22 protein-coding genes and 1 pseudogene are annotated in these 25,818 nt (G+C 74.4%); 19 read left to right on the top strand and 4 right to left on the bottom strand.

The window, feature by feature from the left end; translation table 11 throughout:
* Positions 1-7: 7 nt before the first annotated feature.
* The 13 genes from ACZ6C6_RS14760 (at position 8) to ACZ6C6_RS14700 (ending at position 13,891) form a co-directional block, all read left to right on the top strand.
* Positions 8-1,699 carry a hypothetical protein gene (locus tag ACZ6C6_RS14760; RefSeq protein ID WP_469202665.1) on the top strand — a complete coding sequence of 564 codons (1,692 nt, stop codon included), beginning with the start codon at positions 8-10 and terminating at the stop codon, positions 1,697-1,699.
* A gap of 15 nt (positions 1,700-1,714) precedes the next feature.
* The gene (locus ACZ6C6_RS14755; RefSeq protein ID WP_469202663.1) at positions 1,715-2,149 is read left to right on the top strand and encodes a phage tail protein; all 435 of its coding nucleotides are present in this window, start codon (positions 1,715-1,717) and stop codon (positions 2,147-2,149) included.
* 5 nt (positions 2,150-2,154) lie between these two features.
* Complete coding sequence (locus ACZ6C6_RS14750) at positions 2,155-2,952, top strand: CIS tube protein (protein ID WP_403995006.1); 798 nt, start codon at positions 2,155-2,157, stop codon at positions 2,950-2,952.
* Positions 2,949-4,862, top strand: a complete 1,914-nt coding sequence (locus ACZ6C6_RS14745) for a VgrG-related protein (protein WP_469202660.1) — start codon at positions 2,949-2,951, stop codon at positions 4,860-4,862. Before ACZ6C6_RS14750 ends, ACZ6C6_RS14745 begins: the two co-directional genes overlap by 4 nt.
* Before the next feature lie 36 nt (positions 4,863-4,898).
* Complete coding sequence (locus tag ACZ6C6_RS14740; protein ID WP_469202658.1) at positions 4,899-5,180, top strand: PAAR domain-containing protein; 282 nt, start codon at positions 4,899-4,901, stop codon at positions 5,178-5,180.
* Between the two features lie 6 nt (positions 5,181-5,186).
* Positions 5,187-5,621, top strand: a complete 435-nt coding sequence (locus tag ACZ6C6_RS14735; protein WP_018099785.1) for a GPW/gp25 family protein — start codon at positions 5,187-5,189, stop codon at positions 5,619-5,621.
* Positions 5,618-7,591 (top strand): putative baseplate assembly protein, encoded by a 1,974-nt coding sequence (locus ACZ6C6_RS14730; protein ID WP_469202656.1) that lies wholly within the window; start codon positions 5,618-5,620, stop codon positions 7,589-7,591. The genes ACZ6C6_RS14735 and ACZ6C6_RS14730 overlap by 4 nt, the downstream gene beginning before the upstream one ends.
* Positions 7,592-7,594: 3 nt before the next feature.
* Positions 7,595-8,161, top strand: coding sequence for a phage tail protein (locus ACZ6C6_RS14725; protein WP_469202654.1), 567 nt, complete (start codon positions 7,595-7,597; stop codon positions 8,159-8,161).
* Between the two features lie 272 nt (positions 8,162-8,433).
* Positions 8,434-9,390, top strand: coding sequence for an NADase-type glycan-binding domain-containing protein (locus ACZ6C6_RS14720; RefSeq protein WP_469202653.1), 957 nt, complete (start codon positions 8,434-8,436; stop codon positions 9,388-9,390).
* A gap of 62 nt (positions 9,391-9,452) precedes the next feature.
* Complete coding sequence (locus ACZ6C6_RS14715; protein ID WP_469202652.1) at positions 9,453-9,905, top strand: flavodoxin family protein; 453 nt, start codon at positions 9,453-9,455, stop codon at positions 9,903-9,905.
* A 96-nt stretch (positions 9,906-10,001) separates the two neighbouring features.
* Positions 10,002-11,378: a hypothetical protein gene (locus ACZ6C6_RS14710; RefSeq protein WP_469202650.1), complete on the top strand. Its 1,377-nt coding sequence runs from the start codon at positions 10,002-10,004 to the stop codon at positions 11,376-11,378.
* Positions 11,379-11,423: 45 nt separating this feature from the next.
* The gene (locus tag ACZ6C6_RS14705; RefSeq protein ID WP_469202648.1) at positions 11,424-12,665 is read left to right on the top strand and encodes an AAA family ATPase; all 1,242 of its coding nucleotides are present in this window, start codon (positions 11,424-11,426) and stop codon (positions 12,663-12,665) included.
* Positions 12,662-13,891 (top strand): vWA domain-containing protein, encoded by a 1,230-nt coding sequence (locus ACZ6C6_RS14700; RefSeq protein WP_469202646.1) that lies wholly within the window; start codon positions 12,662-12,664, stop codon positions 13,889-13,891. Before ACZ6C6_RS14705 ends, ACZ6C6_RS14700 begins: the two co-directional genes overlap by 4 nt.
* Here ACZ6C6_RS14700 and ACZ6C6_RS14695 read toward each other — a convergent pair.
* Positions 13,840-14,505: a TetR/AcrR family transcriptional regulator gene (locus ACZ6C6_RS14695; RefSeq protein WP_469202644.1), complete on the bottom strand. Its 666-nt coding sequence runs from the start codon at positions 14,503-14,505 to the stop codon at positions 13,840-13,842. The two genes, ACZ6C6_RS14700 and ACZ6C6_RS14695, sit on opposite strands and share 52 nt — an antisense overlap.
* A 234-nt stretch (positions 14,506-14,739) precedes the next feature.
* Between ACZ6C6_RS14695 and ACZ6C6_RS14690 the strand changes: the two genes are divergently transcribed.
* Genes ACZ6C6_RS14690 through ACZ6C6_RS14680 form a run of 3 tightly spaced genes read left to right on the top strand, consistent with a single transcriptional unit; the run spans position 14,740 to position 18,424 of the window.
* Positions 14,740-15,306: a 2Fe-2S iron-sulfur cluster-binding protein gene (locus ACZ6C6_RS14690; RefSeq protein ID WP_469202642.1), complete on the top strand. Its 567-nt coding sequence runs from the start codon at positions 14,740-14,742 to the stop codon at positions 15,304-15,306.
* On the top strand, positions 15,303-16,295 hold the full coding sequence (locus ACZ6C6_RS14685; protein ID WP_469202640.1) for an FAD binding domain-containing protein: 993 nt from the start codon (positions 15,303-15,305) through the stop codon (positions 16,293-16,295). The genes ACZ6C6_RS14690 and ACZ6C6_RS14685 overlap by 4 nt, the downstream gene beginning before the upstream one ends.
* A complete protein-coding gene (locus ACZ6C6_RS14680; RefSeq protein WP_469202638.1) occupies positions 16,292-18,424 on the top strand; it encodes a xanthine dehydrogenase family protein molybdopterin-binding subunit in 2,133 nt (710 codons plus the stop codon). The genes ACZ6C6_RS14685 and ACZ6C6_RS14680 overlap by 4 nt, the downstream gene beginning before the upstream one ends.
* A gap of 60 nt (positions 18,425-18,484) precedes the next feature.
* Here ACZ6C6_RS14680 and ACZ6C6_RS14675 read toward each other — a convergent pair whose 3' ends face one another.
* The 3 genes from ACZ6C6_RS14675 to ACZ6C6_RS14665 form a co-directional block, all read right to left on the bottom strand.
* Positions 18,485-20,095, bottom strand: coding sequence for an ABC-F family ATP-binding cassette domain-containing protein (locus ACZ6C6_RS14675; RefSeq protein ID WP_469202636.1), 1,611 nt, complete (start codon positions 20,093-20,095; stop codon positions 18,485-18,487).
* A complete protein-coding gene (abc-f, locus tag ACZ6C6_RS14670; protein ID WP_469202634.1) occupies positions 20,092-21,726 on the bottom strand; it encodes a ribosomal protection-like ABC-F family protein in 1,635 nt (544 codons plus the stop codon). Before abc-f ends, ACZ6C6_RS14675 begins: the two co-directional genes overlap by 4 nt.
* Positions 21,727-22,005: 279 nt before the next feature.
* Complete coding sequence (locus tag ACZ6C6_RS14665) at positions 22,006-22,956, bottom strand: TauD/TfdA dioxygenase family protein (RefSeq protein ID WP_469202631.1); 951 nt, start codon at positions 22,954-22,956, stop codon at positions 22,006-22,008.
* 528 nt (positions 22,957-23,484) lie between these two features.
* Here ACZ6C6_RS14665 and ACZ6C6_RS14660 point away from each other — a divergent pair.
* From ACZ6C6_RS14660 to ACZ6C6_RS14650, 3 genes and pseudogenes are all read left to right on the top strand, one after another.
* Positions 23,485-23,648 (top strand): annotated as a pseudogene (locus ACZ6C6_RS14660) (ROK family transcriptional regulator); the annotation flags it as partial.
* A gap of 192 nt (positions 23,649-23,840) precedes the next feature.
* Positions 23,841-23,924: a putative leader peptide gene (locus ACZ6C6_RS14655; protein ID WP_361031313.1), complete on the top strand. Its 84-nt coding sequence runs from the start codon at positions 23,841-23,843 to the stop codon at positions 23,922-23,924.
* Positions 23,925-24,224: 300 nt separating this feature from the next.
* Complete coding sequence (locus tag ACZ6C6_RS14650; protein WP_469202629.1) at positions 24,225-25,817, top strand: ABC transporter substrate-binding protein; 1,593 nt, start codon at positions 24,225-24,227, stop codon at positions 25,815-25,817.
* Position 25,818 lies beyond the last annotated feature (1 nt).

Genomic DNA, 25,818 nt, shown 5'->3' with positions numbered 1-25,818 from the left:
GAGGAGCATGGGCCTGATGTCCTGGCTGCGCGGCGGCCGTTCCGCCGATGCCCCGCCCCCGCGGCCCGCAGGGCCGGACCGGGCGGACCGGGTCGACGTGCGCCGCCTGGAACCCGTCCAGCGGTCCGTCACGGGCCAGGACCTGCTCATCGACCCGACGGGTTTCGAAGCGGGCCTGACAACACGTCAGAACACGTCGCTGGGTACACCGTTGGGTCATCTGGTGAGTCCGGATGCCCCGGCCGGCCTGGTGCGCGGAGTGGTGGACGCCGCTCCGGGAAGCCCGCCCCCACCGGTCCAGCGCGCCATCGGGGTGCCGATGCCGCCGCCCCCCGGTACGCGGCGCGGCGCGGTCGCCGTCCAGCGGACATACGGGGATGGCCAGCCGAACCTCGCCTCGGCCGGACCGGCCTCGGCGCCCGCCGGTCCGCCCGTACGCCGACTGGTCGGCGAGCAGCCCCTCCTGCCCACGGACGGGCACACCGAGCCGGTGGGCCCGGCGCCGCACGCGGACGCCCCCCACGCCCCGGCGCCGCACGCGGACGCCACCGAGCCCGGCGCCCCGGCGCCGGAGATCCCGCCCGTACAGCGCGCGCCCAGCGGCGCACCGCCGCAGCCGTCCGCGCCCCCTCCTCCGCTTCAGCCCCGGCGCACGGGTGGCCTCGGCGCGCCGCTCCCCGGCCTGCCGCCCACGGCCCAGCGCAGGGCGGTCCGGCCCTCGCCGCCCCAGGTGCAGCGGGACAGCGCCCCGCCGCCGGACCGGGTCCGTGCCGCCGACCCCGTGCCCGGCCCCGGCGGGACCACGGAGGCGGATGCCCCCACCGGGACGGAGACCGTCGCGCCGCTCCTGGGCGACGCCCCGCTCCAGCCGGACGGTGGTGCGCGGGCGCCCGACGCGCCGCCGGAGCGCCGAGCGCCCGCCGCCCCGGTGCAGCGCACCACCGCCCCGTTGCCCGCAGCCCCCGACCGCCCCACCGCGCCGCTGCTCGGGGACCGGCCCCTGACCCTGCGTACGGCCGACGCCCCCGGCGGCACCCCGGCGGTCCAGCGCGCGGCGGAGAGCGCGGGGGCCGACGGCGGTGCATCCGGGCCGTCACCCTTCGTCCCCGCGCCCCCGGACCCTCCGCCCGCCGTCGCCGTCCGGTGGACCACGGCCGGCCAGGGCGCGGGTACCGGTCCCGGAGCCCCGGGGGAGCCGACAGCACCGACCGCCCCGGCGGCACCGGTGCAGCGTGCGGTGTCCCCCGTACAGCGGCAGACGGCCCCGCCATACGCCCGGCCCGAGCCGGGCCCCGGCCGGGGCCCGCGCGTCCCCGCATCCGTCCGGAACGCCGGGGCGGTCGCCGTGGCGGCCGGGGTGGCACAGCGCATGGCGGACGGAAGCGTCGTCTTCCCGTCCGCGCCCCCCGGCGGCACCTCGCGGCCGGTCGTCCAGCGGGACTCGGAAACCGCCGAGGAGCCCTCGCCGCCGCCCCCGCCCGAACCCGATCCGGAGCCCGGCCCCGAACCCGGGCCGCCGACCGCGGAACAGCCGTCGGCGGCGACGACCGGCTCCACGGATCCCGAGGGAACCCCTCGTACGCCACCCGTCACCGACGAACTCGTCCGGGCGCTCTACGCACCCCTCAGCAGACTGCTGAAGGCAGACCTGAGGCTCGAACGCGAGCGGTCCGGCTCACTCATCAACACCCGTCACTGATCGAGAGGCACGCGCATGGCCAACGCCCCGGAGGACCCCGCAGTCAGCGTCTGCTTCGTCGTGACGATCGATGACATCGAGCTCGGGTCGTTCAACACCTGTGACGGGCTGGGCTGCGAAGTCGTCCTGGAGACGCGCGAGGAGGGCGGCAACAACGGGCACGTGTGGCAGCTGCCGACCCGGCTGAAGTACTCCAACGTCAAGCTGTCGCGTCCGCTGACCCGGGAGACGGAGAAGGTGGCGCGCTGGTTCGCCACCATGACGACCGGGTTCAGCCGCAAGACCGCGCACATCGAGGCGCGGACCGGCGACGGCCGCAAGGTCGCCCAGTGGGGGCTGCTCGAAGTGGTGCCGGTCCGCTGGACCGGGCCCTCCTTCACCCCGGAGTCGCCCAAGGTCGCGATGGAGACGATCGAGATCGCCCACCACGGCTATGTGATGGAGGGCTGAGCGGCGTGAGCTCGGGACCCATCGCCTTCAGCGCGGCCGGGACGTCCGGGGTGGCGTCCGCCGCGAAGGGCGGCTCCGCCAGGCCCAAGCTGGAGCACGCCTACCTGGAGCTGCGTACGCCGCCCACCGGGGGCGGGCTCACCCCCGGCGGGCCGTGCGGGCGGATCGACTTCCAGTTCAACCCCAAGGAGCTGAGCCTGACGAAGGCGGCCTCCTGGAAACGCACCCCGGCCAAGGGGGCGAAGAGCTCCGGGCCGCCGGAGTACCAGGGCTCGCAGCCCAGCAAGCTGACCGTCGAGATGTTCTTCGACGCGGGCGACACCCAGGACACCCGGGTCGTGACGGCGGTGGAGCAGCTGTTCGCGTGCTGCGTGCCGACGAACGAGACCAGGCAGCAGCAGCGTTCCTCGCCGCCCTGGGTGGTGTTCCACTGGGGCGGGCTGACCGGATTTCCCGGCTACGTGAGCCAAGTCGCCGCCAAATACACGCTGTTCACCACGTCGGGCGTGCCGATCCGTGCCGTGTGCCAGGTGACGATGGAGGAGATCAGCGGCGAGACGCCCGGGCAGAACCCGACGTCCGGGGCGCTGGCGGCCCGTCGGGTGCACCGGGTCGCGTCGGGGGACTCGCTGCCGTCGCTGGCGCACCGGGAGTACGGCGACGCGGGCGCCTGGCGGGTCATCGCCGAGGCCAACGGCATCGACGACCCGATCAGGCTCGCCCCGGGCACCCAGCTGCTGCTGCCCGCGCTGGACGAGCTGAGCCGGCTGGACGGCAACGGCGGCCGGGGAGCGGGCCGATGACACGCCCCGGGGTCGCCAGCGCGCTGGTGGTGGAGTTCGACGGCCGCCCGCTGCCCGCGAAGTTCCTCAACACCCTGGTCGAGGGCTATGTGGACGACAGCCGGACGCTCCCCGACCTCTTCCTGCTCCGGTTCCGTGACCCGGACCGCGTCCTGCTCGAACAGACCGGCCTGAAGATCGGCAGCGAGGCCCGGCTCCTCGCCCGGGCCGGCGGCGCAACCGCCCCGAAACCGCTCCTCGAAGGCGCGGTCACCGCCCTGGAGGTCGAGCTGGACGAGACCGGCACCTTCACCGTGGTCCGGGGGCTCGACGCGTCGCACCGGCTGCTGCGGGGCCGCCGCGTCGCCAGCTACCAGAACATGACCCTGTCCGACATCTGCGGCCAGGTCGCCCAGCGCGCCGGGCTCAAACCCGGCACCGTGGACATCGCCGGACCGGTCATCGAGCACATCGCCCAGCCCAACACCACCGACTGGGAGTTCGTGCGCGGCCTCGCCGAAGAGGCGGGCGCCCAGGCGTACGTACGCGACGGGCAGCTGCACATCACCCGGCCCGCCGAGGCGAGCGGGGCACCGGACAGTTCCGCGCGCGCCGACCGCGACCCGCTCGTCCTCGAACTCGGCAGCAACCTGCTGCGCTGCCGCGCCGGTGTCTCGGCCGCCGAACAGGTCTCCGAGGTCGAGGTGCGCGGCTGGGACATCGGCGCCAAGGAACCGCTGATCGGCCGGTCGCCCGCCGGGAAGTCGGCGACGCTGGACCTCGGCGTCACGGCGGCCGAGGTCAGCGCCCCCTTCGGCGAGGCCCGGTTCGTCGTCACCGACGCCGCGTACGGCACCCAGGCGCAGGTGGACCAGGCGGCGAAGGCGCTGGCCGAGCGCATCGCGGGCTCCTTCGCGGAGCTGGAGGCGGTCATCAGGGGCAACCCCGAGGTCACGGCCGGCAGCGCCGTCGCGCTCAACGCGGTCGGCGCGCCCTTCGAGGGCCGCTACACCGTCACCTCCTCGCGCCACGTCTTCGACGCCGTACGCGGCTACGAGACCTGGATCACCGTGTCCGGTCAGCAGGAACGGTCGCTGTTCGGGCTCACCGGGGCCGCGGGTGCCTCCGGGAGCGGTCCCCGCTGGGCCGGGCTGGTCAGCGGGACGGTCACGGACACCCAGGACCCGGAGGGCTCGGGCAGGGTGAAGGTGCGCTTCCCGTGGCTGTCGGACGAGTACGCGAGCGACTGGGCGCGCACCGCGCAGTCCGGCGGGACGGGCGGCGGCGAGGCGTTCATCCCGGAGGTCGGCGACGAGGTGCTGGTGGGCTTCGAGCAGGGGCATCTGGACCGGCCGTACGTGCTGGCGGGGCTCTACAACGGCAAGGACCGGCCCGGTGGGGGAGGGGGCGGGACACCGGGCGCATCCGGAACCCCGGGCGCATCCGGCGCCTCCGACGCGGGCGGCGGCGATCTGGTCGACCCCACCACCGGTGCCGTCAACCGCCGGGCCTTCGCGTCCAAGAGCGGCAACCAGCTCGAACTGCTCGACGCGGCCGACGGCCCGCAGGGCGTACGGCTGCGCACCGGCGACGGGAAGCTCACCATCGCCCTGGACCGCCGGGGCACCGCCGTCGTCATCAACAGCGACGGCAGCGTCACCATCGAGGCCAAGGAACAGGTCTCCGTCACGGCGGCGAAGGGTGTCTCCCTGGACGCCGGGCGCGGCGAGCTGACGCTCACCGGCGAGAGCGTCACCCTCACCTCCCGCAACGGAGTCGCCCTCAACGGCGGCAACGGCAAGGTCGCCCTCTCCACGGACGGTGCGGTGGAGGTGCACGGCGGCCAGGTCACGGTCGACGGCAGCCGGCGCACGGACCTGAAGAGCGGCGGCTCGGTCTCCGTCAACGCACCGATGATCCAGCTCAACTGACGTACCGCCACTACCACTGCGAAAGGAGCGCCCCGCATGCCGTCAGCAGCAGCCGCCCGGGTCGGCGACCCCACGGGGCACCCCGGCACGGTCGGGCCGCCCGGGGTGGTCTCGGTGCTGATCGGCGGCAGACCCGCGGCCACGGTCGGCACCCTCCATCAGTGCGCCTCGCCGCTCGGCCACCCGCCGTCCCCGCTCGCACCCCCGGGCAGCCGCAGCGTGTTCATCGGCGGCAGACCGGCCGCCCGCGTGGGGGACCTGAGCGGCTGCGGGGCGCCGATCCTGTCGGGCTGCGCCACGGTGCTGATCGGAGGCTGAACGGACATGGGAGAACAGTTCATCGGGGCCGGGTGGGCCTTTCCGCCGCGTACGGACGCCACCGGGTCCATCGCCCTGGTACGCGGCGAACGCGAACTGGAGGAGTCGATCCGGCTGATCCTCGCGACCTCGCCCGGCGAGCGGCCGATGCGGCCCGAGTTCGGCTGCGCCGTCAACGACTACGTGTTCGCCCCCGCCGACGCCGGAACGGCCGGGCAGCTCGCGTACGAGGTACGCCTCGCCCTGGAACGCTGGGAACCGCGCATCGAGGTCGCCGATGTCACCGTCCGGTTCGACGCGGCGGACAGCGGGGTGCTGTACATCGACATCGGCTACACGGTGCGCGGCTCCAACGACCCGCGCAACCTCGTCTTCCCGTTCTACGTGATCCCCCAGCACGGGCCGGAGACGAACCCCGACGACGAGGAGGCCGGCGCGTGACGCTGCCCAGTCCCCATCTGGACGACCGCCGCTTCCAGGGCCTGGTGGACGAGGCCAAACGCCTGGTCCAGCAGCGCTGCCCGGAGTGGACCGACCACAACGTGTCGGACCCGGGCGTCACGCTCATCGAGGCGTTCGCGACGATGGTCGACCAGCTCGTCTACCGGGTGAACCGGGTGCCGGAGAAGAGCTACCTCACCTTCCTCGACCTGATCGGCGTACGGCTGCACCCGCCGACGGCCGCGCGCACCGAGGTGACGTTCCGGCTGTCCGCGCCCCGCCCCGACCCCGTCGTGGTGCGCGCCGGGACCGAGGTGGCGACCGTCCGTACGGAGACGGAGGAGGCGGTCGTCTTCACCACCTCGTCCGAACTGGCCATCGTGCCCTGCTCGTTCGCCCACCTCGCGACCTGGCCCGCCGCCGAGGAGGTGGTCGACCGCACCGAACAGCTCGCCATCGGGCGCGACGTGGCGTGCTTCGGCGCCACCCCCGCCCCGGGCGACTGCCTCTACGTGGGCCTGTCCGCCGCCGTGCCGGCCGGTGTCGTCGTCCTGCGGCTCGACTGCCGCGTCGAGGGTGTCGGCGTGGACCCGCTGCGCCCGCCCCTGGTCTGGGAGGCGTGGGACGGCACCAGCTGGGCGGCGTGCGAGGTCGAGAAGGACGACACCGGAGGCTTCAACCGCTCCGGCGAACTCATCCTGCACCTGCCGAGGACCCATACCCCGGCCGCCGTCGTCCGGCGCACCGGCGGCTGGCTGCGCTGCCGCCTGATCGAGGCCGAGCCCGGCCGCCCGACCTACCTGGCGCCGCCCGTGGTCCGGTCGGTCACCGCCTTCACCATCGGTGCCACGGTCGCCGCGGAGCACGCCGAGACCATCACCGACGAAGTGCTCGGCGCGGCCGAGGGGGTACCCGGCCAGGCGTTCACCCTGGCCCGCTCGCCCGTCGTGCCGGGGGACTTCGTGGTCGAGGTCGCCGACCCGGCGAGCGGCCCCGAGCCGGAATACACCCGCTGGACCAGGGTCGACGACTTCGCGCACTCCGGCCCCGAGGACCGGCACATCACCCTCGACCCCAACTCCGGCCGCGTCGAGTTCGGCCCCGCCGTACGCGAACGGGACGGCTCCATCCGCTACTACGGTGCCGTCCCCGCGAAGGGCGCCACGGTCCGGGTGCGTTCGTACCGCACCGGAGGCGGGCTGCGGGGCAACGTCGCCCGCGCGACCCTGAAGATCCTGCGCAGCGCGATCCCGTACGTGGCCCGAGTCGAGAACCGCAGACCCGCGCTCGGCGGTGTCGACGGGGAGAGCGTCGACAGCGCCCGGGTGCGCGGCCCGATGACCCTGCGCACCCTGCACCGGGCCGTCGTCCCGCACGACTACGAACTCCTCGCCCGCGAGGTCGCCCCGGACGCCGCCCGCGTCCACTGCATCCGGGCCGGGACCGACGGCGACGAGAGCGACGCCACCGCACAGGGCGTACGGCTCCTCGTCGTGCCGGCCGGGCGCAGCGACGACCAGGGCCGGATCGAGTTCGACGAGCTGGTCCCGCCCGCCCAGACCCTGCGCCTCATCGCCGGACACCTGGACGAGCGCCGCCCCATCGGCGCCCGCCTCGTCGTGGAACCGCCGTTCTACCAGGGCGTCACCGTCGTCGCCTCGGTCCAGGCCGAGCCCGGCGCGGACCGCGACCGCGTACGGGACGCGGCGCTGGCCGCGCTGTACGGATACTTCAACGCCCTGACCGGCGGGCCCGGCGGACAGGGGTGGCCGTTCGGGCGCCCGGTCCAGTCCGGGGAGGCGTTCGCCGTGCTCCAGCGGGTGCCGGGCGTGGACCTGGTGGAGGACGTACGCCTCTACCGCGCCGACCCGGTGACCGGCGAGCGCACCGACGCCACCACCAAGATCCCGCTCGACCGGCACGCGCTGGTCTTCAGCTACGAGCACCAGCTCCGCGTGAGGGGCGCCTGACCCATGCGCACCGGCGTCCCCGGGCTCCCCACCCCGCACCCGCTCATCGACCAGCTCCCGGCCGTCTACCTGGAGCAGGACTTCATCCGCCGCTTCCTCACCGCGCTGGACGACGTCCTCGCCCCGGTCCTGCTCACCATCGACAACCTCCCCGCCCACCTGGACCCGCGCAGCGCCCCCGACGACTTCCTGGCCTGGCTGGCCCAGTGGGTGGCGGCGGAGTCCCCCGAGGACGGGCCGGTCGAGCGGCGCCGGGAGACGGTACGCGGTGCGGTGGCCCGGCACGCCCGGCGCGGGACGGCGGGCGGCCTGGCCGAGGCGGTGCGCCTGGCGACCGGCGCGGACCCGGAGATCACGGAGAGCGGCGGCACCGCCTGGTCCACCGGACCCGGCACCACGCTCCCGGGCGCCCCGCGCGCCTGGGTGACGATCCGGGTCCGGGAGGGGCACGACCGGCCCGTCGACCGCGCCCGGCTGGAAGAACTGATCGGCACGGAGGTACCGGCCCACGTGGGCTTCACGCTGGAGATCCTGCCCCCGGACGGGGGCGCGGGGGGTGCGACGCGGTGATCTGCGAGTCGTGCGGGACGAGGAACGAACCGGGGCGCGAATTCTGCATGTCGTGCGAGGCGTTTCTGGCGTGGGAGGGGGACGACGAGCCCACGCCCGCGCGGCCCGGCCCGGCGGCTACGAGCCCGTCGGCGCCCGTACCGCCACCGCCCGTGAATCCGGAACCGGGCGGTGGGCCCGCGCGCCCGGCCCCCGCACCGCCGGACCCGACGCCCCCGCCTCCGGCGTCTCCACCCCGCCCGGCCCCCACCCCACCCAACCCGCTCCCCGCGGTGGACCCCCTTCCCGCCATCCCCTCCCAACGCCCGCCGACCCCCGCGTCCCGCGCCCAGAACCCGGGCCGCCCGGAACCGTCCCCCCGTACGCCGCCCGCACCTGCCACCGGTGCCGCTCCCCGTCGCCCGGGCGACCGGCCGGACGCACCACCCGGCCCGGCGGCCTGGACGCCCGACGCGTCGGGCCCCGAGCGGCCCGCCGCACCGGGCGGGCCCCCCGCGCCCGTCCGGTGCCCCGGCTGCGGCGCCGAGAACGCACCCGACCGCACCCTGTGCGTCCGGTGTGCGCTGCTCCTCGACCCCGGGCCCCCGCCCGAAGCGCGCCCGCCCTGGTGGCGCCGCCTCTTCCACCGGGGCCCGGCGAGGGGCCACGAGGCCGGGGCGCGTCCGCGACGCCGACGGCGGGGGCCGCGGCTCGGGGTCCCCCTCGCGCTGCTCCTCGTCCTGGCCGGGGTGTGGTTCGCGCTGCCGCACCTGTCCGGGCTGCTGGGCCTCGCCAAGGAGGAGACCGGCGCGCCGGAGTCGATGCCGCCCTCCGCGTGCCACGCGTCGAGCGCCGCTCCCGGGCATGCCGCGGCCGCCGCCGTGGACGGCTTCAACAACCGGTACTGGGCGCCCAAGGCGGCGGGCGGCGGGGCGGGGGAGTTCCTTGAGTGCACCTTCGACGCGCCGGTCCGCCTACGGAAGATGGTGGTGTTCCCGGGCACCTCGACGCGCACGGACGAGTATCTGACGCAGGCCCGCCCGGCCAGGATCGTCGCCGAACTGACCGCGCGGGACGGCACCAGGAGCACGAAGACGATCCGGCTCGCCGACCAGGCCGGCCAGCAGACGTTCGACGTACGGGGGTCGCAGACCGTCCGCATCCGGCTGACCGTCGACTCCGCGTACGGCACCGGCAAAGGCCGCCGGGTGGCGGTCGCCGAGGTCGAGTTCTTCGGCCACCGCTCCTGACCCGGCCGCGCACCGCGCGCCCGGCTTGCGACAGGGGGAGGGGGACGGCAGGGTTCGGTGCTGTGCCCACTCTCCTGATCGTGCATCACACGCCCTCACCGAACTGCCAGGCCCTCTTCGAGGCCGTCGTCTCCGGTGCGACGACGGACGAGATCGAGGGCGTACGCGTCGTACGGCGCGCCGCGCTCGCCGCGACGGCGTCCGACGTACTCGAAGCCGACGGGCTGCTCCTCGGCACCCCGGCGAACCTCGGATACATGTCCGGGGCGCTCAAGCACTTCTTCGACCAGATCTACTACCCGTGCCTCGACACGACGCGGGGCCGGCCCTTCGGCTACTACGTGCACGGCGGCAACGACGTCACGGGCGCCGTACGCGGCATCGAGACGATCACCACCGGCCTCGGCTGGCGCCGGGCGGCGGACGTCGTCGAGGTGACCGGCGAACCGGCCAGGGCGGACACCGAGGCGTGCTGGGAGCTGGGAGCCACGCTGGCGGCCGGCCTCACCGAATAAGGGCTGCGCCGCCGGGGGCCGGACGCTACTCTGTCCCGCGATGACAACTCACTCTCTCCAGAGATTGGGGGCCCCGTCCGCGCAAGGTGAGTGCTGATGACCACTCACCGGCCCGACGAGGATCCCTTCCTGTCCTTCTGGCTGCGCGTGCGCGAGTTCGCCGTGCCGCCCTCCATGATCGAGACCGCTACCACCCGGCGCCGTACCGGCGACTGGGCCGGCGCGTGTGCCGCCGCCGGTGTCGACGTCGACTTCACGCCCCGGGCCCTGGCCCGCACGTACGGGCGCGAACTCGCCGCCCGCGTACGCGCCGACCTGCGTCACCTGGCACCTGACCTGCTGCGCTGGCACCTGCCGAGGATCGCCCCGCGCGGCCTGCTGCGTCCCGGACTGACGATCGCGCTCGCGCGGTACGACTCCGAGCCGCGCCCCGGAGCCGCGCGCGCCCCGGCCCCCGTGCACCTGGTGGCCAGAACTCCGCCCGCCTGGGCGGACGCCGGGCAGCGGATCAGCCTCGGCCTGTGGGACGGCACGGGCTCCGGGACCGTACGCCTGCACCCGCACCCCTACCCCAGCCGGCGGTTCCGGCTCGACCTGCACCGCCACCTGTGGGACGCGCGCAGCGCCGCCGACCTGCGGGTCCGTGCCGGAGGCGAGAGCGGCGGGCAGCCGGACCTCCTCGGCCAACTGCCGCCGGGGCGCCGCTGCGCCGTCGGCCGCTGGGCGGCGGAGGCCGCGCTGCTGCTCACCGCCGAGGGCCGCACCTCGGGCCCCGTCACCGTACGGCTGGGCGGCAGACACCGGCTGCACCTGGACGTGGACGGCGGCGAACAGCCCGCCCTGCGGTTCGCGGACGCACGGGCGGCCGCCGCTCGCACCCCACTGGTGCTGCCCGACGCGGCCACCTGGGCACTGCCCGACCTCGAACTCCTGCGGTCCGGCGCCATCGAGCCCGGCCGGCTGCACCCGCTCGTCGCGGACGCGCTGGCCCCTGGGCACGCACCGGCCGGTCAGCCACCGGGCCCGGAAGGCGCCGGGCACCCGCGCGTCGTGGACTGCCGGGGCGCCCGGCACCGGATCGGCCTGGCCGACGGCGTGCTGTCCGCCCTGGACCACGACCCGGCCGAGATCCGGCGCGAGGAACTGCTGGTCGCCCTCACCGGGACCCCGCTGCCGTGCCTCAGGGCCATCGACGAGGCCCACCGCCGCCCGGACTGCCTCACCGGGGTGCGGGAACGGCTCGACCACGGCGACATCAGTGGCGCCCTCGCCGTGATCGAAGGCCTCCTGGGCCCCGGCGCGCAGCTCCGGGACGGCCCGCTGCGCGACGAACTGGAGTCGGCGGCGCTCCGCCGGATCACCTACGGGCTCTACCGCGCCGACCTGATCGAGCCCGGGCCCAGCACCTGCCACCCCGTTCCCCCGCCCGCCCCCGCACGCCGCACACGCCCGCGCCGGGCCGGAGCGCGCTGACGGGTACGCCCGCACCGCCCACCGCGACTTCCAAGGTGATGACACATGCCCGTGAACACCCTTTCCGCACCGCCCTCGGCCTCCCAACTCGACATCGCCGGGGTCCTGACCTCCCTGCTGCGCGACACGACGACCGAGGCGCGCCCCGACACCCAGCTGGAAGCCCTGACACTGGCCGTCGCCGCCGATCTGCCCGTGCTGCTGTGGGGCGAGCCCGGCATCGGCAAGACCGCCGCCCTCACCCAGCTCTCCGACGACCTCGGGCTGCCCCTCACCACGGTCATCGCCAGCGTGCACGAGCCGTCCGACTTCTCCGGGCTGCCCGTCGTCGGCGACGATCCGGCGGAGCAGGGCGTGCCCATGGCCCCGCCGGACTGGGCCGTGCGGCTGGTCCGGGCCGGGCACGGGCTGCTCTTCCTGGACGAGCTGTCCACGGCCCCGCCCGCCGTGCAGGCAGCCCTCCTCCGTCTCGTACTCGAACGGCGTGTCGGAGCGCTGCGACTGCCGCCCGGCGTACGGATCGTGGCCGCCGCGAACCCGCGCTCGTCGGCGGCCGACGGCTGGGAGCTGAGCCCGCCGCTGGCCAACCGGTTCGTCCATCTCCAGTGGACCCACGACCAGGACGTCGTCGTACGCGGTCTCGGCGGGACCTGGCCCCGGGCGACCCTGCCCAGGCTCCGGCCCGAACGCCTCGGCGAGGCCGTCGACTTCGCCCGGCGCGCCGTGTGCGGACTCCTCGCGGCCCGTCCCGCGCTCGTCCACCGGCTGCCCAGCGGCGAGACCCGCAGGGGCGGCCCCTGGCCGTCGCCCCGGAGCTGGGACATGACCCTCACCCTGACCGCCTTCGCCACCGCCGCCGGAGTCTCCCGCGATGTGCTCTCCCTGCTCGTCCGGGGCACGGTCGGGGACGGGCCGGGGCTCGAACTCCTGGCGGCGATCGACCGGATGGACCTCCCGGACCCGGAAACGCTCCTGGCCGACCCGGCGGCCGCCGTACTGCCCGAGCGGGGGGACCTGCGGCAGGCGATGCTCGACGGGGTGGTCGCGGCGGTGCGCAACCGCCTCGACCGGTCGCGCTGGGACGCCGCCTGGGCGCTCCTGGTGCGCGCCGTGGAGACGGGAGCGCCGGACCTGGTCGTCGTCCCCGCGACCACACTCGCCGCGCTCAGGCGGGAGGAGTGGGACGTGCCCGCGTCGATCGAGGCGCTGGCCGGGGTCGTGTCGGTGTCGCGGCGCGCCGAGGACGCGGCGGCCCGCGCCGCCGCGGCGACGAAGGGCAGCCGGTGACCGGGGACCGGCTGGACCGCGACAAGCTCTTCGCCGCCCGGCTTCAGGCAGTCCGGGCCCGCCCGTTCCTGGCGACGGCGCTGTTCGCCCTCCACGTGGTCGAGTCGCCGCGTGTTCCGACGATGGCCGTCGACCGGTACTGGCGGTGCTACGTGTCGCCGTGGTTCGTGGAGCGCACACCGGTGGAGGAGCTCGCCGGGGCGTGGGTCCACGAGGTGTCGCACCTGCTGCGCGACCACCACGGGCGCGGTGACCGGTACGCGCGCCAGGAGGGGCTGACCGGTGCCGGGGAGCGGTTGCGGATGAACATCGCGGCCGACTGCGAGATCAACGACGACGTGTACGGGGACGGACTGACGGCCCCCGAAGGAGTCGTGCGGCCCGCGATGCTGGGGCTCCCCGAGGGAGAGCTGATGGAGGACTACCTGCACCAGTTCCGGCTCGGTCCCCGCACCCAGGACTTCGCCTGGCTGGACTGCGGCAGCGGCTCCGACGGGCTCGCCCGGGAATGGGACATCGGACCCGACGGCGCGCACGGGCTCAGCGAGCAGGAACGCGACGCGGTGCGCTTCCGGGTGGCCCAGGGCATCACCGGCCGCCCGGGCCACGCGCCGAAGGCGTGGAAGAGGTGGGCGGAGGAGGCGTTCCACCCGCCCCAGGCATGGCGCGACCTGCTGGGGGCCGCCGTCCGGTCGGCCGTCTCCGGCCACGGCGCGGGCGACGACTACTCGTACGGGCGTCCCTCGCGGCGCTCGGCCGGGCTGCCCGGGGTGGTCCTGCCGAGCCTGCGGCGCAGACCGCCGCGCGTGTCCGTGGTCATCGACACCTCGGGCTCGGTCAGCGACGCCGAGCTGGGCAGCGCGCTCCTTGAGGTGTCCGCGATCACCCGTGCGGTGGGCGGCCGCAGGGACCTGGTCACGGTCCTGTCCTGTGACGCGGCCGCCCGGGTCGTGCACCCGCTGTGCCGTGCGGAGGGCATCCCGCTCGTGGGCGGAGGCGGAACCGATCTGCGCACGGGCTTCGCGAAGGCGCTGCGCACGCACCCCCGGCCCGATGTCGTCGTGGCCCTGACCGACGGCCAGACCCCGTGGCCCTCGGACCGGCCCGCGTGCCGGACGGTGGTGGGCCTCTTCGACCGGCCGGACCGGGATTCCTGGGACGAGGGGGACCCCGACTACGTCCCGGACTCGCCGCCCGACTGGGCGCGCGTCGTGGACATCGGCTGATCTGCGGGCCGTCGATCAGGGCGACCGCCCTTGCGTTCGGCACCGGGCGCCCCCGCCCGGAGCCCGTCCGCCACCAGGTCGAAGAGGCGGGCGGCACGGGGCTGCCAGTCGCTGTGCGGGTCCAGTTGCCACAGACCCGCTATGGCGAGGAGGAAGTCGTCCGGGGTCACCCCGGGGCGTATCGTGCCCGCCGCCTCGTTCGCCGCCAGCAGCAGCGTGATCGCCTCGGTCACCGGGCCGTGGCCGACCTGCGCCAGGCTGCCGTGCCCACGGGTCGCCGCGCGCAGGGCGTCCGCCAGGCCCGCCTTCGCCATCGCGTACCGGGCGAGGCGGTCCATCCACTCGCGCAGCGCGCGGTCGGCCGGGCGTTCGCCGAGGAGCTGGGCCGCCGCGTCGGCGACCTGCCGCATCTCGTACCGGTACACCTCAAGGACCAGTGCCTCGCGGTGCGGGAAGTTGCGGTAGAACGTGCCCTGGCCGACTCCGGCCTTCCGCGCGATCACGCTCACCGGTGTGTCCGCGGCCCGGGTCAGCTCGGTGAGCGCGACGGCCAGGATGCGCTCGCGGTTGCGCTGCGCGTCCGGGCGCGTCGGCGTACTCCTCGCGTCCCGCACGCTTCCCCCTCCCGAGCCGCGGCCGGGGACGGCCTTGCTCGCCGGACAGCTGTCCGTTAGGTTCGACAACCAAGCGGACAGCTGTCCGCTTGCCTCCACCACAGCGCCGGATCAGGCCACTTGACCGACCGGCTCCCGTCGGCCCCCCACCCCGCACGCCGCGCTCTCCGCCTCCCGCACCGGCCGTACACCGTTCCGTGCGAGCGCCCGAGCACCTGCGAAAGAAGGCTGATCATGGCCCCATCGACGTCCAGCGCCGTCACCCTGCGCGTCAACGGCGAAAAATACACGCTGACCGTCGACCACCGCACCACCCTGCTCGACGCGTTACGCGAACGCCTCGATCTGACCGGCACCAAGAAGGGCTGCGACCAGGGCCAGTGCGGCGCCTGCACGGTGCTGCTCGACGGCCGGCGGGCCGTGGCCTGCCTCCAGCTCGCGGTGGCGGCCGAGGGCCGCGAGATCACCACCATCGAGGGCGTCGCGGACGGCGACCGCCTGCACCCCGTGCAGCAGGCCTTCGTGGACCTCGACGGATACCAGTGCGGCTACTGCACCCCGGGCCAGATCTGCTCCGCGCTCGCGGTCATCGAGGAGCACGCCGCCGGGTGGCCCAGCGCCGCGACCGAGGACGTGCGGCCCGAGGCCGGAGCGCCCCTGCTCACCACCGACGAGATCCGCGAGCGCATGAGCGGCAACCTCTGCCGCTGCGGGGCGTACGCACAGATCGTGCAGGCGGTCGCCCGCGCCGCCGAGGACATGGGGAACACCGCGGACGAGCCCAAGGAGCCGGTCGCATGAAGGAGTTCGGTTACGAACGGGTCCATGACGTCGCCGGAGCTGTAGCCCTCCTCGGCGCCGACCCCGGCGCCCGGCTCCTCGGCGGCGGCACCAATCTGGTCGACCTGATGAAGGCGGGCGTGGAGCGCCCCAGCCTCCTCATCGACGTGCGGGAACTCCCGCTGGGCGAGGTCGGGTTCAGCCCCGGGGACGGCCTGCGCGTCGGCGCCGCCGTCACCAACAGCGACCTGGCCGCCCACCCCGACGTACGCCGCCACTATCCGGCCCTCGCCCAGGCGCTGCTCGCCGGAGCGTCCGGGCAGCTGCGCAACATGGCCACCGTCGCCGGCAACCTCCTCCAGCGCACCCGCTGCGGCTACTTCGCCGACCTCGCCAAACCGTGCAACAAGCGGGCCCCCGGCACCGGCTGCCCCGCCCTGGCAGGGGACCACCGCAACCACGCCATCCTCGGCGCGTCGCAGCACTGCGTCGCCACGCACCCCTCCGACATGGCGGTCGCGCTCGCGGCGTTCGACGCGGTCGTCTCGTACGAAACGGCCGACGGGCCGGGCGAGCTGCCGGTCGAGGCGTTCTACCTTCCGGTGGGCGACACCCCGCACATCGAGACAGCGCTTCCCACCGGCGCCGTGATCACCGGCGTGACGCTGCCGCCGGCACCGGTCGCCGCCAACTCCCGTTACCGCAAGGTCCGAGAGCGTGCCTCGTACGCCTTCGCGATCGGCTCGGTCGCCGCCGCCCTCGACGTGCGCGACGGAGTCGTGCGCGACGCCCGCCTCGCGTTCGGGGCCGTCGCCTCCCGGCCGTGGCGCGCCCGCATCGCCGAACGGGCGCTCACCGGCGGCCCGGCCGACGAGGCCGCCTTCGCCGCGGCGGCCGCCGCCGAACTGGCCGACGCCCGGCCGCTGCCCGAGAACGGCTACAAGGTGACGCTGATGCGCAACCTCGTCGTCGCCGAGCTCACCCGACTCGCCGAGGAGGCCGCCCGATGACCACGACGACCGGCACCACCACCGCCACCGGGGCCGTGGGCGCGGGCCGTGCCCGGGTCGAGGGCCGCGACAAGGTCACCGGCGCCGCGCGCTACGCGGGTGAGATCCCCTTCGCCCGGCTCGCCCACGGCTGGCTGGTCCTCTCCACGATCGCCCGGGGCCGGATCACCGCCGTGGCGGACGAACCCGTCCTCGCCATGCCGGGCGTGCTCACCGTGCTTCACCACGGGAACGCGCCACGCGTCGACACCGACTACGTGGGCATGCTCGGCCGGCCGAACCCGGTCGTCGGGCTCTTCCAGCACGACCGGGTCCCGTTCGCCGGCTGGCCGGTGGCCCTCGTGGTGGCCGAGACCCCCGAACAGGCCAGGGAGGCCGCCGAGGCCCTGGTCGTCGGTTACGAGGAGGAACCGCACGACGTGGAGTTCCGTGCCGGGCGCGCCGACGCCTACCGGCCCGAGGACTCGCCGATGGTGCGGGCCGACACGGACAAGGGCGACGTCCGGGCGCGGATCGACGGCGCCGCCTTCGTCGTGGACGCGGAGTACACCACGCCAGAGGAACACCACTGCACGATGGAGCCGCACGCCGCGACCGCCCGCTGGGACGACGGCCGGCTCGACGTCATCGACTCCAACCAGGGCAGCTCCTGGGTGGCCGGAGAACTCGCCCAGCTCTTCTCGCTGGACCCCGCCGCGGTGCGGGTACGCTCCGAACACATCGGCGGCGCCTTCGGATCGAAGGGCCTGAGTGCCCATCAGGTCGCCGCCGTCATGGCGACCACGGCCCTCGACCGGCCCGTACGCGTCGTCATCACGCGCCGCCAGATGTTCTCGCTCGTCGGCTACCGCAGCCCCACCGCCCAGCGCGTCAGGGTCGCCGCCGACGCCGACGGCCGGCTGCGCGCCTTCGACCACGAGGCGCTCAACCTCACGTCCGGCGTACACGAATTCATCGAGACCAGCGCCGTGCTCGGCCGGGTGTTGTACGACGCCGAAGCGCACCGCACCCGGCACCGGATCCTGCGGCTCGACGTGCCGACGCCGACCTGGATGCGCGCCCCCGGCGAGGCGCCCGGCTCCTTCGCCATCGAATCGGCCCTCGACGAACTCGCCGAGAAGTGCGGCGTGGACCCCATCGCCCTGCGGGCGCGCAACGAACCCGCCACTGGCCCCGTCTCGGGCCTGCCGTTCAGCAGCCGCAACCTGCTCGCCTGCTTCGAGGAGGGCGCCCGCCGGTTCGGCTGGGCGGACCGCGACCCGCGTCCCGGCCTGCGCCGCGAAGGCCGCTGGCTCATCGGGACCGGGACCGCCGCCGCCTCCTACCCCTCCGGCGTCGGCCGCTCCACCGCGGCCGTCACCGCCGAGCCCGACGGCACCTTCACCGTGCGGGTCAACGCGGCGGACATCGGCACCGGGGCCCGCACCGCCATGACGCTCGTCGCCGCCGAGGCGCTCCAGGTGGACCCGGACCTGGTCCAGGTGCGCATCGGCGACAGCGACCTGGGCCACGCGATGGTCGCGGGCGGCTCCACCGGCACCCGCTCCTGGGGCTGGGCGGTGCGCCTCGCGGCGGCGGACCTCCGCGAACGGCTGGGGCTGGGCGGCGGCATCCCGGCCGAGGGGATCACCGCCCGCGCGGACACGGCGGACGCCATCGCCGCCCTGCCGCAGCAGGAACGGCACTCGTTCGGGGCGCAGTTCGCCGAGGTCGCCGTCGACGTCACCACCGGCGAGGTACGGGCCCGCCGCCTCCTGGGCATCTTCGCGGCGGGCACCATCGTCAACCCCCTCACCGCCCGCAGCCAGCTCATCGGCGGCATGACCTGGGGGCTCTCCATGGCGCTCCACGAGGAAGCGGTCCGCGACGCGGCGACCGGCGGGCACGTCAACGCCGACCTCGCCGGATACCACGTCGCCTGTCACGCCGATGTGCCGCTCATCGAGGCGGACTGGGTGGACGACCCGCTGCCCGGTGACCCCGTCGGCATCAAGGGCATCGGCGAGATCGGCATCGTGGGCGTCGCCGCCGCGATCGCCAACGCGGTGTGGCACGCGACGGGCGTACGCCACCGCGCCCTGCCGATCCGTCCGGACCGTGTCCTGCGAGCGTCGGCCGACCGCGCCTAGGGCGTGCTTCGGAAGCAGCGCCGTCCGCCCGCCGGACAGACGGCAGTTTGAAGCCAGGCCCTAATCACCCAGCCGCACTTCGCGCCCCCGCCAGCGCCGTCGCAGCCAGCGGTCGTGGCTGGCGACCACGACCGCGCCGGGCCCGGGGCCGAGTGCCTCCTCCAACTCGTCGCAGAGCGCGGGGGAGAGGTGGTTGGTCGGCTCGTCCAGCAGCAGCAGCTCCGGTGGGCGGGCCATCAGCAGCGCGAGCGCGAGCCTGCGCCGCTGGCCCGCCGACAGCTGCCGCACCTCCTTGGCCAGGTCCGTCTCGTGCAGCAGCCCGAGCGAGACCAGCGGCACCAGCTCCGCCCGCTCGGCGCCCAGCACCCGTACATAGGTGTCGCCGACGGTACGGTCCGGCCGGGTGAACACGCTGTCCTGCGCGAGCACCCCGACGGACAGCCCCGGCCGCCGGACCACCTCACCGGCCGCGACCGGCCGGCCCGCGAGCACCGCGATCAGCGTCGACTTCCCCGTACCGTTGCCGCCCGTCACGAGCAGGCGGTCGGACGCCTCCACGTCGAGCCGGTCGATGGCCAGCCGGCCGGGGAACCGCACCCCGCGCAGCGACACCAGCGTGCCCGGCCCGGACGGCTCGGCCCGCTCGGGATACCGGAACCGCAGCGGCTCGGGCGGCTCGGCGACCTGGCGGCGCTCCGCCTCGTCCAGCCGGCGGGTGGCATTGCGCACCCGGCGCGCGATCTGGCTCTGCACCCGGCCCGCCCGCAGCCCGTACCCCATCTTCTCGCTGTCGCGGGGCCCCCGGTCGGGCGCGACCTGGCGCGCGGTCACCGCGGCCGACCGGCGCAGCTCCCCGATCTCCTCCTGCTCCTCGGCGTACCGGCGCTCCCACCGGGCCCGTTCCGCCCGCTTCTCCGCCAGGTACGCGCTGTACCCGCCGCCGTACCGTACGGGCCCCTCGACCGCCGGATCGAGGTCGATCAGGTCCGTGCAGACGGCGTCCAGGAACGCCCGGTCGTGGCCGGCGATCACCACGGGACCCGGCATCGTGCGCAGCTGCTCCTCCACGAACGCGGCGGCCTCGTCGTCCAGATGATTGGTCGGTTCGTCAAGGAGAAGGGCGCCCGGCCGGCGCACCAGCAGTGCCGCGAGCGCCAGCCGGCCGCGCTGCCCGCCCGAGAGCGAGCGGATCGTCCGCCCGTGCGACAGGGAGCCGAGCCCGAGCCCGCCGAGCACGACGGCCGCCCGCCGGTCGGCGTCCCAGACCTCCCGCTCTTCGGCCTGTTCGAGTCGCCCGCCGTACGTCTCCAGGAGCTGCGCGTGCTCCGCGGAGTCCTCCGGCGTACGGGAGAGCAGGCCGGAGAGCCGGTCCAGCTCGGCGAGGTCCGCCCGGGCCTCGCGCAGCGCGTCGTCCAGCACACCGGCGATGGTGGAGTCGGCGTCGAAGGGCATCTCCTGGTGCAGGAATCCCACATCGGCGGGCCGGACGACCTGACCGGCATCGGGTTGGTCCACCCCGGCGAGCAGCCGCAGGAGTGTCGACTTGCCGACACCGTTCTCACCGATGAGTCCGATGCGGTCGCCGGGCGACGCCGTGAGCGAAACCCCGTCCAGGACGCGCTTCGGGCCGAGGACGCGGACCAGGTCGTGGGCGAGGAGGGCGCGGCTCATGATTCCGGCGCCCCCGTCTCCCGCAGCTCACCGTCCGCCAGCCGCAGCCATCTGCCCACGCCGATCCGTTCCAGGAACCGTTCGTCGTGGCTGACCACCACGAAAGCGCCCCGGTACGAGGCGAGCGCGCTTTCCAGCTGGCCGGCGCTCACCAGGTCCAGGTTGTTCGTCGGCTCGTCCAGGAGCAGCAGCTGCGGGGCCGGCTCCGCGCACAGGACACAGGCCAGCGTGGCCCGCAGCCGCTCGCCGCCCGACAGCACGCCGACCGGCAGGTGGGCGCGGTCTCCGCGGAAGAGGAAGCGCGCGAGCAGGTTCATCCGCTCGGCCTCCTCGCGGTGCGGGGCGTACGCGGCGAAGTTCTCGGCGACCGTGCGCCCGAGGTCGAGCAGGTCGAGCCGTTGCGAGAGGTACGCGATGCGCCCGTCGGCCCGCCGGATCGACCCGCTGTCCGGCTCCAGGTCCCCGTTGACCAGGCGCAGCAGGGTGCTCTTGCCGGCGCCGTTGGGCCCGGTCAGCGCGATGCGCTCGGGGCCCCGGATCGTCAGACCCACGCCCTCGCCGGCGAACTGCTCCCGGCCGCCGAGGCGCACCCGCAGCTCCTCGGCGAGGAGCACGGTCCGGCCCGCCGGCACATCGGTGTCCGGCAGATCGAGCGTGATGCGCTGCTCGTCGCGTACGGCACGCCCCGCCTCGTCCAGGCGGGCCTGCGCCTCACCGACCCGGGCGGCGTGCGTCTGGCCGGACTTGCCGGCCGCCTCCTGGGCACCGCGCTTCATGTTTCCGGCGAAGATGCGCGGCAGGCCCGCGTTCTTGAGGTTGCGGGCCGCGTTGCTCGCGCGCCGCTCGGCTCGCTCACGGGCCTGCTGCATCTCGCGCTTCTCCCGCTTCAGCTCCTGCTCCGCGTTGCGGACGTTCTTCTCGGCCACCTCCTGCTCGGCCCGCACGGCCTCCTCGTACGCCGTGAAGTTGCCGCCGTACAGCCGCAGCTCGGAGGGGCCGAGTTCGGCGATGCGGTCCATCCGGTCCAGGAGCGCGCGGTCGTGGCTGACCAGGAGCAGCGTGCCGTTCCACGACTCCAGCGTGTCGTAGAGACGGAGCCGTGCGTCGAGATCGAGGTTGTTCGTCGGCTCGTCGAGCAGCAGGACGTCCGGCCGCTTCAGCAGCTGGGCCGCAAGGCCGAGCGAGACGACCTGCCCGCCGCTGAGCGTGCCGATGCGGCGGTCCAGGGCGATGCCGTCCAGGCCGAGCCGGTCGAGTTGGGCGCGGGTGCGCTCCTCGATGTCCCAGTCGTCGCCGATGACCGCGAAGTGCTGCTCGCCCACGTCGCCGGACTCCACGGCGTCCAGTGCGCGGATCACCGCGTCGACGCCCAGAACCTCGGCGACGGACAGGTCACCGGTCAGGGGGAGGCTCTGCGGGAGGTAGCCGAGGGTGCCGTCGACGGTGACGGAACCGGCACTCGGGCGCAGCTCGCCGGCCAGCAGCCGGAGCAGGGTGCTCTTGCCGGAGCCGTTGGGGGCGACGAGACCGGTGCGGCCGCTGCCCACGCTGAAGGAGAGACCGGAGAAGACCGGGGTGTCGTCCGGCCAGGAGAAGGTGAGGTTCGAGCAGATGAGGGATGCGTCGGACATGCGGGGGACCTCGCGTGTGAATCCGGGGACGGCAGACACTACGACCCCGGGGAGATGGCCTGAGGGAACAACGACATGGCCACTGCGGCGGCGCCCTGGGCGCCCGCTGCGGCTACGGGGCTCCGGGATCACCCGGAGATGTCGTCGTCGCCTGCCATGTCTGGTCTCCTCGTACACGCTGAACGGCCCGTCGATCTTAGCAGCCGGCCCTGCCCGGCGCGCCATGGGTGCCCCGGAGGGCGGCGGCGCCGGGCCGCCGCCCTCCGGGAGCGTGCGGTCCTACGCGGCCGTCGCCCCCGTGGTGGAGGCGCCGGACGGGATTCCGAAGGACGGGTCCGGCACGGCCTCGGGGCTGATGAGCGTGGAGGAGCGGCCGTCGACGCCGACCGGCACGTCGCCGTCGATGGTGACGCGGCGCAGCTTGCGCTCGTGGGTGTCGGAGTCGTCCACGCCGTAGTGCTGGGTGGCGCGGTTGTCCCAGATCGCCACGTCGCCCACCTGCCAGTCCCAGCGCACGGTGTTCTCCGGGCGCTCGATGTGCGACTGGAACAGGTCGACCAGGGCCCGCGAGTCACGGCCCGTCAGCCCGCTGATCCGCTGGACGAAGTTGCCCAGCAGCAGGACGCGTTCGCCGGTCTCCGGGTGCACGCGCACCACCGGGTGCTCGGTGAGGAACTTGGTCGACGTGAACACCTCGCGGTACTGCTGAAGCGCCTCCGGCAGGGCGTTGGGCCGCACCGCCGCGTAGTCGTAGTCGTTGGAGTGGACGGCCCGCAGACCGTCCGCCAGGGTGCGCAGCTGCTCGGGCAGCTCCGCGTAGGCGGCGGCGGTGTTGGACCACAGCGTGTTGCCGCCGTACGGGGGGATCACGACGGCCCGCAGGACGGAGAAGGCCGGGTAGGCGGGGACGAAGGTGACGTCGGTGTGCCACTGGTTGGCCCGGCCGCCGTGGTCGGAGTCGATGCCGAGCGAGTACCGCCCGTCGGCGGACGGCACGGTCGGATGGGCGACGGGCGTGCCGAGCAGCCGGCCGAACGCCTCGTGGCTGTCCTCGTCCAGGTGGTCCTGCTCCCGGAAGAAGACGACCTTGTGGGCGAGGAGCGCGGCCCGGACGGCGGCGACCGTCTCCGGGTCGAGGTCGCCGCCGAGCCGTACACCGGAGATGACCGCGCCGATGCGGCCGCCGAGCTGCTGGACGGTGACGGCGGGGGCGGTGGTGGTGGAGGACATGGGGATTCCCTTCGAGGAGGTGCCCGCAGCGGCCGGACGCGGCCGACGGCGAGTCGATTGTTTGTGGAGCGGAATCAATCGGGCGGGATGCGCCCACGGGCAGTACGCGACGCACTACCCGGGTTAGCGCGAGGAGGCCGGCTCCGGAGCGGGAGCGCGGTGCGGTGGTACGCCGGTGAGATCAGGCGGCGGTACAGCGGCCCGTACACCCGGGCCGCTGGGCGGGGCGGCCGGCGCGGGCGGGCCGCGCATCGGTGAGTGCCGTCGCGAACATGCCCCGGAGACTCGCAGCGCCCCGCCGGACACGTCAAGCGCCCGCCGACACCCCACGAGGCGCACGGCAGTGGTTCGATCGGCGCCTGAACGGGGTCGCCGGACGTTCTCCAAAGACGCCGAAAAACCGTTGCTGGCCTGCGAGTTCATCCGACCGCCCCAACACGGCGCGGGCGCCGCCCCCGGCCCCGGTCACCGCCCCCGTGCGAATTCACGCCGACGTAACGTTGCGGGCGCCCCACCGGCGCAGGACCGGGGCCGATTCAGGCCGCCGTGTCGCGCCAGTGCACCGATCTCGTACGGCCCGGCCCGGTGCGGGAGTTGCCCGAGCTGAGCACCGGAACGGGGTGGGCCGCCCGCAGATCCCGGTCGACCCGCACACCGGCGAGAGCGGCGGACCCCTGGTCGCCGGGGTGAACGCATCGTCAGTCCGCATGCCGGAACGGCCGCTCTTCCCGGCGTGGCCGGTGCCGTCGGTCTGAACCCGCTGTTCAGGGGCCCGCCGGCGGCATCGGTGCGGTAGCGGGTCGCCCCAGGACGGAAGGCGTTTCGTACCAGGATGCGGACAAGGCAGGTTGACCGTCCGGCGAGGCCGCTGTCATATTGCTCCCGTGAACCCGGACAAGCGCCTCGTCTCCCGCAGGCACGTCGACCTCTGTCGACAGGCCAGCGCGGTCTGTGCCGTCCGCCGCTGACCCGGACCGCGGCGGGCAGCCCCACGGCCCCGCCCCGCTGACCTCTCACGGGTGACAACAACCCGCTGAGAACCGGGAATCGCCTCTCCTTCCGGCTTCCCCTCGCCCCCGCGTGCCGCGGGAGCCCCTCACACCCACCCGCGCCGATTTCCGTACGGCCGCCGCAGCGGCCCCGGTCCGGTGCGCCGTTCGCGCGGCCCAGCCCCCATGCGCCGTTCCTCCCGCAGCGGAACGCATACGCGTACGTGCTTCGCCGCGCGCTCCCACCTCCCCTTTTCCCACCGTCACAGGCAGGCATCGATGACCGAGCTGTACCCCCTCACGCCCACCGGACCGTCCCGGCGCTCCACGCTGCGCGCCGCGGGCGGCGGCGCCCTCCTCCTCGGACTGGGCCTCGCGGGCTGCCGCTCGGCCGTGTCGGAGACGTCCTCCGCCGCGCGGGGCGCGAGCGCCGCTCCCCGGCGCGGCGGCGTCCTGAACGTCGCCGTGAACGCGGATTTCACGCCCGCCCTGCTGTTCGCGCAGAGCGGCCATTCCCTACAGCAACGCCTCATCTACAACACGCTCACCCGATACGACGACCGACTCCATCCCACACCCGAACTCGCCACCTCCTGGACGTACGCCAAGGACGGACGCAGTATCACGCTCCGGCTCCGCGACGACGTCACCTTCCACAACGGCCGCGCCTTCACCGCCGACGACGTGATCCTCGCCGTGAAGAACCTTCAGAACCCGGTGCTCGCGGCCCAGTTGCGCAGCACGGCCGCCACGATCACCGGGTTCGAGAAGCGCGGCGACCACGAGCTGGTGCTCAAGCTGGCGCACCCGGTCAACAACCTCTTCGACCTGTTCGAGTTCATGATCATCGCGGACTCCGAGAGCGTCGAGGACGCCGTGGCCGGGAAGAGGCTCATCGGGACCGGCCCGTTCAAGCTGAAGAAGTGGAGCCCCGGCTCCGGCCTGAGCCTCACCCGCAACGACGCGTACTGGCAGCCCGGCCGGCCCTACCTCGACGGGGTCGAACTGCGGGTCATAGCCCAGGCGGACGCGTTGATCTCGTCCCTGCGCTCCGGCCAGTCCCAGCTCTCCTTCGACGTGCCCGGCAAGAGCCTCGGCCTTGTCAAGGCCGACAACGGACTCACCATCAGCGACTACGACACCGGCGGCGGTGCCGTCTACCTGGGCGTCAACACCACAATCGCCCCGCTGAACGACCGCACCGTCCGCCAGGCGCTCGCCTGGGCCGTCGACCGCGACCGGCTCGTCGCCCAGACCCTCGGCGGATACGGCCTCGCATCCGCCGCGCCCTGGCCCAAGTCCTCGCCCGCCTACAGCGAGGCCGACCGCACCCACTACACCCACGACCCCGCGAAGGCCCGGGAACTCCTGAAGTCCGCCGGGCACACCAGGCTCGACCTCCCCATGCTGCACATCGCGCTGCCCGGCGAGACGGCCATCGCCGAGTCCATCCAGTACGACCTCAAGCAGGTCGGCGTCCACGTCACGCTCCAGCCCACGGACGGGGCCACCGCGCAGAAGAAGCTGATCTCGCAGGGCATGCCGGCCCTGTGGTCCCTCGGCCACGGATTCGCCCAGGTGCAGCCGTCGACCCTCGCCGTCAGCGCGTACCCGTTCAACGAGGCGAAGAACACGTCCCGATACCGCTCCGCCGCCTACACCAAGGTCGTGCGGGAGGCGTGGACCGAGCCCGAGACCGACACGGCCGCCGCCAACGCCCTGCACCGGAAGATCTCCTCCATCCTTCTGGACGAGGCGTTCCTCATCGACCTCGTCGTACGCGGCCAGATCCAGGTCTCCGCCGCCCGGCTGCACGGCGTCACTCTCAACAAGTTCTCCTACCTCAACCTCGACAACGCCTACCTGGTGTGAC

The sequence above is a fragment of the Streptomyces sp. NPDC041814 genome, assembly GCF_055590565.1.
This window is presented reverse-complemented; position numbering and strand designations above follow the sequence as displayed.